Here is a 9807-nt window from a genome sequence, read left to right on the forward strand (position 1 = left end):
GCCGGATCACCCCGTATCGCGGAAGCTCAGCCGGTACTGGTGACCGTCGGCATCGATGACCACGTCGCTCAACTGGCTCAGCATCAGAACGCGGCCGAGCGGGGCCGGCAGGGCGGCGATCAGCAGCCCGTGATAGCGCCGTGTCACCGCCCCCGACACCGATCCGGAGGCATAGCCTCCCAGCCCGTTGGCGACCAGCCATTCGCGGGTTTCGGCGCCGTTCGGACCAGTGTTCAGGACCTCGCGCGACAGGGTGCGGACGAAATCAGCCATGGTGACCTACGCTCAGCTATCGGTTTCCGACCCTTGGAAAACCACGATGACCGGGGTTGTGTTGCCTCCGTCCCCATCACTTTTCGTTGGGTCGCTTTTCGTCGGAAAATCCTGCGCAGGTCCCAGAACCAACGCCGCATGGCCGGGCAGGCGCCACGCTCCGTCCGGCTGTTCCACCGGTGCCGTGCCGCAGCCGCCATAGGCGGGATCCTCGCTGGACCACAGCACCATCCAGGCCCCATTCGATGGCGGCGCCAGCAAGGGCTCGGCCAGCGCGCGCAAAATCAGGTCGCGTCCCAGATTGACCAGCACCAGCCGGTCGTCGCCCTCCTCCCCAAAGTAACGCAGGACGAAGGCCTCCTCGCCCAGCACGGCGCCATCCAGCCCGCCAACCCGTTGGGCGGCGAAGACCACATCCTCGCGGCGCAGGCGCAGCAGGTCGCGGTGCAGCTTCCAGACATGCACATTCGCCTCCCGCTCCCGGTGGTCGAGCTTGCAGCGGGTGAAGCTGTCCTCCGCATGGGGCTTGGGCAGGACCGCCTGCATTGCCGGCCCGGCGATGCCGGGGAACTGCGCCAGGAACTCCGCCCTGCCCTTTTCAACCAGATCCGCCAGGTCCGGCTTGTGGTCGGCGAAGTAGAGGAAGGGAGCGCTGGCGGCGAACTCCTGCCCTTGGAACAGCATCGGCGTGCCGGGTCCAAGCAGGATCAGCGCCGTCATCGCCCGCAACCGCCCCGGCGTGGTCAGCGCGTGCAGCCGCAGGCCGCGGGCGGAGTTGGCGATCTGGTCGTGGTTCTGCAGGAAGCAGACGAAGGCCGGCCGCGGCACCCCGTAGGCCGGCATGCCGCGCCGTTTGCCCTGCCAGCCATACCATTGCCCCTGATAGAGGAAGCCGTACTTCGACGCCGACACGAACTCCTGCGGCGTGCCGCGATAGTCGGTGTAGTAGGCTTCGGTGCGCCCGGTCAGCGCCACCATGGCCGAATGGTGCAGGTCGTCGTTCCAGATGGCACAGAGGCCGCAGCCGCCCTTCTCCGCCGGATGCACCATGCTGGCATGCTGGGGTTCGTTCTCCCCCACCAGAATGGTGGCACGCCCGCCGGCCGCCTTACGAACGGCAAGGGAGATCTCGGTCAGGATGTGCGGCTCGCCCCGTGCTTCGCTGTTGTCGTGGATCGCCTGAGTGGCGTCCAGCCGCAGCCCGTCCAGATGAGACTCCTCGATCCAGAAGGCGGCGTTGGTCAGGAAGAACTCCCGCACCGGCCCCGAATTGGGACCGTCGAAATTGATCGACTCGCCCCAGTCATTCTTGTAGCGGTCGGTGAAGTAATCCTTGGCAAAGCACTTCAGGTAATTGCCGTCCGGACCGAAATGATTGTAGACAACGTCGAGAATGACGGCGAGCCCCAGCCGATGCGCCCCATCCACGAAGTGCCGCATCGCGTCGACATCGCCATAGAGGCGTGTCGGTGCGAACAGGTTCACCCCGTCATAACCCCAGCCGTAACGGCCGGGAAACTCCGACACCGGCATCACCTCCAGCACCGTCACGCCGAGATCGGCCAGCGCCGGCAACTGCTTCAGCGCTGCCTCCCAGGTGCCTTCCGGCGTGAAGGTGCCGATGTGCATCTCATAGATCACCTGCCCCCGGATGGCGCGGCCCTGCCACCCCTGGTCGCTCCAGGCGAAGCGGTGCGGATCGACCAGCTGCGACGGCCCTTGCGGCCCCTCCGGCTGGAAGCGCGACATCGGATCGGGATAGAGCATCTCTCCGCCGTCCAGCCGGAAACGATAGAGCGCGCCCACCCCCAGCCCCGGCACCGTGCCGGAGAAGTAGCCGTTCCCCTCGCCCCCCAGGGCCGTCGCGCAGCCATCCGGTTCGGCGACCAGTTCCACCTGCATCGCCTCCGGCGCCCAGACCCGCGCATGGGCGCCGCCGGGCAGCAGTTCCACCCCGATGGGCCAGCGGCGCTTGACGGTGGGCTGTGCCTCGACAGGCGGAGTTGCGGCAGAGATCATCACGGCAACGGCCCCCGGCTGGATGATGCGGACTTGCGGTGCGGGTATGGTTAACAGCGGCGGGGCAGCGGGGTCGCGCCGGGCAGCGCAAATTGTTCCGGATCTATGAATTTGATTGGTTACCGGATTCAGCGGCCGACAATTGCCTCGGAAGACCGGGCGACGCGGACTCCCTTCACCGCTTGCCATTGAGAACGAAGCCGCCGCCGGTAATCTCCATTGCAGCCATGTCGAGCCCCATGCTCTTCGCGCCCTTGGCAACGGCGGTACGGACCTGCCGCATCCGCGCGGGATTGCGCTTCGCCTGCTCCACCGCCCCGTCGATCAGCGCCGTCTGTACCAGCAGAGCTTCGGCAAGTTCCTGCTTCGCGGCATCGGATGCCCTGGTGGGACCGCCGGCATTGTTCAGCGCACGCGCGGCCTGGGCACGGACAGCGGCATACATGTCACGGCCCAGCGTGTCGTTGTCGCCTTGCACCGCCTGCCAAGCGGTGATCCACCACAGCGCATAGACATCGGCGAGATTGTCGATCCGCAACCCGACGGGGGCGATCAGCGCCCTGATCCGCTCGATCACGTCGCCCTCGGCGAACAGCCGCTGCAGATCGGCGGCGCCGTTCGGATCGACCGCCCGCGTCCGTTTGACGAACGCGGCGAGGTTGGCGCTGCGCCGCGCCTTCGACGGGATGTAGCCCAACCGCGAGACGTCGGGCGGACGCGTGTCGCGCCGTTCGTCCCGGTTCCTGAGTTCGCGCAGATGGCTGCCGAGGATGTCGGTCTGGGCAACGGACGGAACAAGGATGGTCCAGGACCAGCCGTCGCTGATGAACTGCTCGGCGGCGGCGTCGCTCCCGCCCAGCGCAACGGCCAGGGCGACAATGCTCAAAAGCTTCCTCATCCCGCACTCCCTTCCCGACGCATCCGAAGGCAGAGCGGACGACAGGACGCTCCGCCTGGGAAGACTCCCGGTGGAGGTATCGCCACCGGGCTATGCCGCCGCCCCTCACACCCTTTCGCCAAAGCTGCGCGCGGCGGCGTCGATCACCGGAGGATGGGCGCGCAGGACGGCCAGTGCCGCTTCGGCCGCCCCGTCGGTGACCTCCAGCGTCACCAAGACGTCGGACCGGTCGCCGCGTTCGGCATCCCGCTCATCCCGCCCTCGCTGCACGACATGGCCGAAGCGGTCGCGCAGGATGCCGACGATCTCCGCCTCCACCCCCCGCCCGCGTTCGGCGGGATAGGCATAGGCCAGTTCCATTGGCCCCTCCCTTCTCCACTATCCCTGCGGAGCGAAAACGACACGCAGGCAGTGGTCGGTCTTCTCCTTGAACATGCGGTAGGCCTGCGGCCCGTCGTCCAGCGGCAGCCGGTGCGTCATCAGGTATGACGGGTCGAGATCGCCATGGCGGATGTGCTCGAACAGCCGCCCGGCATAACGCTGTCCATTCTGCTGGCCCATGCGGAAGGTCAGGCCCTTGTTCATCGCCGCCCCCATCGGGAACTTGTCGACCAGCCCGCCATAGACGCCGACAATGGACAGCGTGCCGCCCTTGCGGCAGCTCTCGATCATCTGGCGCAGCACCACCGGCCGGTCGGTCTGCAAGCCGACCGCCTGCCTGGCCCGATCATACAGATCCTCCACCGCGTTCGACGCGCCGTCGGCCTCCATGCCGACGGCGTCGATGCACACGTCGGGACCCCGCCCGCCGGTCATCGCCTGCAGGGCATCGAAGATGTCGACCCGGCTGTAGTCCAATGTCTCCGCCCCCGCCTTCATCTGAGCGGCACGCAGCCGATCTGGGAAGCGGTCGATGCCGATCACCCGCTCCGCCCCCAGCAGAGCGGCGCTGCGCATCGCCATCTGGCCGACACCGCCGCAACCCCACACCGCCACCACGTCGCCCGGCTTGATGCCGGCCATGTCGGCGGCCATGTAGCCGGTCGGAGCTGCGTCCGAAACGAAGAGGGCCTTCTCGTCGCTGACCCCCTCCGGCACGCGGACGGCGTTGAAGTCTGCATAGGGCACGCGGATATACTCGGCATGGCTGCCGGCATAGCCGCCGAAGGCGTGGCTGTAGCCGAAAATCCCGGCACCGCAATGGCCGTAGGCAGAGCGGGCATAATCCGGGTTCGGATTGGAGTTGTCGCACAGCGAGCTTTCGCCATGCTGGCAGTGCCCGCATTGGCCGCAGCCGATGACCGATACGGTGATCACCCGGTCGCCGCGGTTGAGATAGCGGACCTCTGGCCCCTTCTCGACGATCTCACCCAGGAATTCGTGACCGATGATGTCACCGGGCCGCATGGTCGGCACATAGCCGTCGATCAGATGCAGGTCCGATCCACAGACCGACGACAGCACGACCTTGACGATCACGTCATGCGGATTGACCAGCACCGGGTCGGGCACGCGCTCCACCCGCAGGTCGTTGGTCCCGTTCCAGCAGAGCGCCTTCATTCCTTCGCCTCCCTGAAAGAGCCCGAGGTTCCGCCCCGCGGCTGGCGTTCGACGGTCGACAGCTCGCCCGTCTCCACCCGCTGCTTCAGCCGGCGCAGCGCTTCTTCCGCTTGCCCGCCCGGCGTGGTGCCCAGCAGCGCCGCCACCTCAATGGCCGGGACGCGGTAGACCAGCGTCAGCCGGACCTCCGTCCCACGGTCGCCCGGCGCCGGACTCAGCATCAGCGAGGCGCGGTGCGGCAGTGCCGTCCCGCCCACCGTATGCCAGGTCAGCAGCCGGTCCTCATCGACCCGGTCCAGCACGCAACGCCAGCTGAGATCCTCCCCCGCGGATTTGGCGACCCAGCGGCTTTCGGTCGCCGACAGCACATCGACCCGCTCCAACTGCGGCATCAGCTTCGGCAGGTTGGCGACGTTGCGCCAGAAGCGGAAGATCGTCCCGGCATCCGACGCGATGGTGACCACCGCCTGCGTCCGTTCCGGCGTCAGCGACCGGCGGCGGGTGGCCGGACCATGTCTACGCCACATGCCTGGGTTCGGTGCTGTGCCCAGCGACCGCTCGCCGAAGGGTCGCAGCCCAAGGGCGGCGGCTGTGAACAGACCGGCGCCGCCCAGCGCCATCATCGCCCCACCCCACCCGGACCGCTGCAATCCCAGCACACCGAGCGCCGTACCGCCCGCCATGGCAAGCCAGCGGCCACCGGTCGCGACCTCGCCAGCGCCGAGTCCCGAAAGAAAAGAGTCCGGCTGCGGCCAGCGGCCCCGCCCGATCAGACTGTTCGACGCCATCGCCGCTCCTTTCCCGTCTGTGCAAAGACCATGGACCGAGAACAGTCGGGTTGCGGCTTCGTTGCCTCCCCCGCCGCCTCATCTGCCGTGGTAAGCGGCAACCGCGTGGCTTCCGGGCTGTTAGCCTCACCAGCAGCAGAGATCGCAAGGGAGGATGCCGTGCCTCTTCTGGACGCCACCATGGGCATCGCTGCCCCCGAGGGCTTTCGGCCTGTGACGCTGGAAACCGACCGCGGCCCGGTCCAGTCCCGCTATTACCCGGCACCCGGCGGTGAGTTGGCTGTGCTGTGGGTCGGCGGGGTCGGCGGCGGCTTCGACACGCCGGCATGCGGGCTCTATCCCCGCCTGGCCGCCGATTTCACCGCCGACGGCGTGGCGTCGCTGCGCCTGTGCTTCCGCGATTCACGCGACCTGGCAGAGGCTGTGTACGATGTGCTGTGCGGGCTGAGTTTCCTCGGTCGCCAGGGCATCCATCATGTGGCGCTGGTCGGACATTCCTTTGGCGGTGCCGTGGTGATCCAGGCGGCAGCCTCGAACCGTGGGGCGGTCTGCACCGTGGTGACGCTGGCGACCCAGAGCTATGGCACCGATCCGGTCGGCGACCTGTCCTGTCCGATTCTGCTGATCCATGGCGAGGCGGACGGCATCCTGCCGGCCAGCTGCTCCATCCATGTCCACCGCAAGGCATGCGAACCGAAGAAGCTGGTCCTGGTCCCCGGCACCGGGCACGCGCTGGAGGAGGCATCCGAAGCGGTCTGCCGCGAGGTACGCGACTGGTTGAAGACGTATCTGCTGGAACGGTAAGGGGCGCCACCGGCGCCCCTGGAATTTTCCTCAGCTTTCCTTGGCCTTCTGCGTGTCGCTGATCGGCTGCACGCCCGGCGGATGGTCCTGCTGCTGCTGTTGGGGTTGTTGCTGCTGCTGTTGGGGTTGCTGTTGCTGCTGCTCCGGCGGAGCCTCGCGCCGTGGCGGGCCGGCCTTTACGTCCTGATAGACCGCCTTGGCGATCTCCAGCAGCTCCTCCTTGGACAGGCGGCCGGCCAGCGCATAGGCCAGCGGCCCCTCGACCCAATAGAAGGTCGCGACGTCGCCGTTCTGGGTGAAGCTGAAGTTGGACTGGTTGCCGCTCTGCGGAGCGCCGACGAACAGGGTGATCCGCTTGTTGCCGTCGTTGGCGTACATGTACTGCGCGCCGGCGCCGAGGTCGGTCGGCAGCGAGCGGCCGCCGATCAGACGGTAGCCGATGCGCCCCAGATCGGGACCGAACACGTCGCGGCCCATGCGCTTGGACAGCCAGCCGTTCAGTTCGTCCTGGTTGTCGGCCCCCAGCTCCACCTGGAAGCGTTCATCCGAGGTGTAGAAACGGTGTGCCTGGGTCGCTTCCTGGGCGAAGGTCGCGAGCGTCTGGCGCTGCTGGGCGACCGGTGCGGCAACCTGCTGGTCGACGCCGCGGCCCATCCAGCCGCCGGCCGCACCGGCGACCACCAGCATCACAGCCGCGGCAAAGCGCACCAGCGGGCGGGCGTGCCAGGCCGGGCGGTTGTCGTTGAAGGCAATGCGGCCCTTCAGCCGGTCCGACAACTCCTGGACCGTGTCGCTCGGCGGCTCGCGCAGGACGGTGTCGAACATCTCGTGCAGCAGCATCGCCTGGGCGCGGTAATCCTCCGCCCGGCGCGATGCCTCCGCATCCTCGGCCAGCCATCGCTCCACAGCCAGACGGCGGTTGCCGTCCAGCTGCCCATCGACATAGGCGTGGAGTTCGTCCTCCGTGACCCGTCCCAATCCCTGATGCGCGTTCATCACTTCACCCGCCGGAGGGTAACGCCACCCTCGTTCGCCAGTTTCGCCCGCACCGCCTCGCGCGCCCTGGACAGGCGCGACATGACGGTCCCGATCGGCACGCCGAGCATGTCGGCGACCTCGTCGTATTTCAGGCCCTCCAGCGCCACCAGAAGAAGCACCTTGCGCTGTTCCTCCGGCAACTCGTCGACCGCCCGCATCATCTCGCGCAGTTCGACACGCTCTTCCTGCCGGGGCGGGCTGACCAGCTTGGATTCGACGTCGTCGACGTCGACCTCCTGCGGCCGGGCGGCCTTGGAACGGACCTGATTGACGTGGACGTTGTGCAGGATGGTGAAAAGCCATGCCCGCAGGTTCGTCCCCGCCTGGAAGCTGTCGGCGCGCGCCACCGCGCGCGTCAGCGCCTCCTGCACCAGATCCTCCGCATCGGCGCTGTTGCGCATCAGCGCACGCGCGTAGCGCCGCAAGGACGCGATGTGGACTTCCAGATCGACCCCGAATTTGCTCAACCGCGCACCCGATCCTTACCGATCACGCCACGGCTCACGCCATGGCCTCCCCCCTCCTCCCGAAAGGACGGACGGGACGACACGGCGCCGCAACTCCAGGGTCGGGCCGGCCCGTTCGACCCTTCGGCCGATGGGAAGACCCGATGCATATGGGTGCGAACGCGCGCCGCGCATCCTTTATTCCAGACTTTATGAAGCTTGCAGCAAAATTTGTGTGGCAAGGCCATGCTTGTGCCGAAAAGGCTTCCGCCGGACCGGGAGATCCGGACCGGCGGAGATGGCTGGACGGCCGCGAACGGTCAGATGATGGTCACCTGACCGGCGGGCACGAACAGGAAGCCGTAGAAGGCGTAGCTGACGATCAGTTCGGCCGGATTGCGCTTGCTGACCGGCCCCTGGTTGACCGTCCAGTTGGCGATGGAGGGATCGACGATCGGATGGCCGGCGAAGTCGAAATTGGTCACCTGATCGCCGCCGTCCTTCTGCGACCACGAATCACAGGCCCCCATGGAGTTGTCGCAGCGCGCCCAGTGGTAATCCCCGCCCCAATTGCCGTCGGTGCCGGCGGGCGAGATCATCAGCGCGACGAAATGGCCGCTCAGCGCATTGCCGGGGACCACCACCTCCCCGTTGGGCGGCAGATCGACCAGGGGGTGCTTGCTCTTGAAAGCCAGGATATCGGCCATGCTCGTGCCGATCCAAATCAGGCCATCCTTGACCGCATAGTCGGCAACGATCTTGCCAACCTGCTCGACGGTTCCGGTCATATCGGCTGCAGTCAGCAGACAGCCGCTTCTGCGTCCCGGCTGCGGAAAGCTGTTGGAGGCGATGTTGCAGCCATAGGCATAGCAATTGTTGTTGGGCTGGAACTTGTACGACATGAAGGCGCCATCGCAGTCCCAGGCGGGATTGTAGGCACCGGCGGAACCACCGACGACCGGGGTGCCATATTGCGGCACCAGGATGGTCTCCACTTTCGGCACGACTATATTCACGGAAACGGAGGCCTCCGGAATATAATGTTCATCCGGTGCGCCAAAAAATTCGGCCGAGGGACGGACGACCTGATGCAGGAGATTATCCGGGCCGACGACCCCGGAGTATTTACGGGGAATATCCACCATGAAAAAATTCCTTATTCTCGAATTGATCACGATTACGAATAAAGTGTTCTTGTCACTTGTCCATGCAAATAATCATAGACCTGTAGCTTGAGATTGCCATCGTCTACCGAGCCAGACAAGGTAAGGAAGGACGAGGAGACTTCGCCTTTCCAAGTATTGCTCGCCCATATCGGCTTGCTCTGCCGGTTGTAATAGACCAGATTTCCATCGTTCTGCATGATCAAGCGACCGGGCATTTCCGCAGCACTCGGCGGAACGGAGAAGGCCGACCACAGCACCTTCTTCTTGCTATCCCGGTTTTCGGTCAGGACCGGCCCCCTCACCGGGTCATTGGTCAGGGTCGCCGAGCCATCCAGCGCGGTGATCGTCATATTGGCCAGCAGCGTGGTGTTGGTGCGGCTGTCCAACCGGTTGACACTGATCATCTCGCCCAGGAGGTTGGTCTGGAAAAGCGTCTTGACGGTGGCGTGCGTCCAGTTGTGGTGCTTGGCAGCCGCCATCAAAATCATCAGCTTGGCGAAGGCCGCCATCGGCGTCATGTCGGCAGGGCACAGGGCCCCTACCGTCGGCAACCACGCACCGGCGGCATAGGCGCTGTCATTGACCACCCCGGCCAGAACCTGGGTGCAATCGACAATGATCACCCCGCGGTCATTGGCGTCTGCGAGCGCCCTGTAGGTCGCGCCCTCCTGCGGGGTGTCGGGGTTGCCCGACGGAAAATTGCCTTCGCCATATGATTCGAGAATCAGCCCTTTGATCCCCTGATCGACGCACGCGGTGATCAGATTGGCGATGATGGCGGTTCTGTTGTCGGTTCTGTACCAAGCCGGAAATGC

Annotated in this window: 11 protein-coding genes; 1 reads left to right on the forward strand and 10 read right to left on the reverse strand. The window is 66.1% G+C overall.

What is annotated here, in order from left to right; genetic code table 11:
* Nucleotides 1-6: 6 nt before the first annotated feature.
* From I71_RS30285 to I71_RS30310, 6 genes are all read right to left on the reverse strand, one after another.
* Complete coding sequence (locus tag I71_RS30285) at nucleotides 7-273, reverse strand: glycogen debranching enzyme N-terminal domain-containing protein (RefSeq protein ID WP_042703129.1); 267 nt, start codon at nucleotides 271-273, stop codon at nucleotides 7-9.
* A 12-nt stretch (nucleotides 274-285) separates the two neighbouring features.
* Nucleotides 286-2292 (reverse strand): malto-oligosyltrehalose trehalohydrolase, encoded by a 2007-nt coding sequence (gene treZ / locus I71_RS30290; protein WP_083897468.1) that lies wholly within the window; start codon nucleotides 2290-2292, stop codon nucleotides 286-288.
* 175 nt (nucleotides 2293-2467) lie between these two features.
* Nucleotides 2468-3190 carry a DUF6683 family protein gene (locus I71_RS30295; RefSeq protein WP_042703132.1) on the reverse strand — a complete coding sequence of 241 codons (723 nt, stop codon included), beginning with the start codon at nucleotides 3188-3190 and terminating at the stop codon, nucleotides 2468-2470.
* A gap of 105 nt (nucleotides 3191-3295) precedes the next feature.
* Nucleotides 3296-3550, reverse strand: a complete 255-nt coding sequence (locus tag I71_RS30300; protein ID WP_042703134.1) for a hypothetical protein — start codon at nucleotides 3548-3550, stop codon at nucleotides 3296-3298.
* A gap of 18 nt (nucleotides 3551-3568) precedes the next feature.
* Nucleotides 3569-4750, reverse strand: a complete 1182-nt coding sequence (locus I71_RS30305) for a zinc-dependent alcohol dehydrogenase (protein WP_042703136.1) — start codon at nucleotides 4748-4750, stop codon at nucleotides 3569-3571.
* Nucleotides 4747-5538 carry an SRPBCC family protein gene (locus I71_RS30310; protein WP_042703138.1) on the reverse strand — a complete coding sequence of 264 codons (792 nt, stop codon included), beginning with the start codon at nucleotides 5536-5538 and terminating at the stop codon, nucleotides 4747-4749. The genes I71_RS30305 and I71_RS30310 overlap by 4 nt, the downstream gene beginning before the upstream one ends.
* 159 nt (nucleotides 5539-5697) lie before the next feature.
* Between I71_RS30310 and I71_RS30315 the strand changes: the two genes are divergently transcribed.
* Nucleotides 5698-6342, forward strand: a complete 645-nt coding sequence (locus I71_RS30315; RefSeq protein ID WP_049976408.1) for an alpha/beta hydrolase — start codon at nucleotides 5698-5700, stop codon at nucleotides 6340-6342.
* Between the two features lie 30 nt (nucleotides 6343-6372).
* Here the strand turns inward: I71_RS30315 and I71_RS30320 are convergent, their stop codons facing one another.
* From I71_RS30320 to I71_RS35350, 4 genes are all read right to left on the reverse strand, one after another.
* Nucleotides 6373-7338 (reverse strand): anti-sigma factor, encoded by a 966-nt coding sequence (locus I71_RS30320; protein WP_042703140.1) that lies wholly within the window; start codon nucleotides 7336-7338, stop codon nucleotides 6373-6375.
* Nucleotides 7338-7847: a sigma-70 family RNA polymerase sigma factor gene (locus I71_RS30325; RefSeq protein ID WP_042703142.1), complete on the reverse strand. Its 510-nt coding sequence runs from the start codon at nucleotides 7845-7847 to the stop codon at nucleotides 7338-7340. The genes I71_RS30320 and I71_RS30325 overlap by 1 nt, the downstream gene beginning before the upstream one ends.
* Before the next feature lie 299 nt (nucleotides 7848-8146).
* Nucleotides 8147-8830 (reverse strand): hypothetical protein, encoded by a 684-nt coding sequence (locus I71_RS30330; RefSeq protein WP_159107455.1) that lies wholly within the window; start codon nucleotides 8828-8830, stop codon nucleotides 8147-8149.
* Between the two features lie 173 nt (nucleotides 8831-9003).
* A partial coding sequence (locus I71_RS35350; RefSeq protein WP_375731233.1) for a hypothetical protein occupies nucleotides 9004-9807 on the reverse strand: 804 nt, incomplete at its 5' end.

Origin of the sequence: Azospirillum sp. B506 (genome assembly GCF_000333595.1) — a bacterium.
In the GTDB taxonomy this organism is placed as follows: domain Bacteria; phylum Pseudomonadota; class Alphaproteobacteria; order Azospirillales; family Azospirillaceae; genus Azospirillum.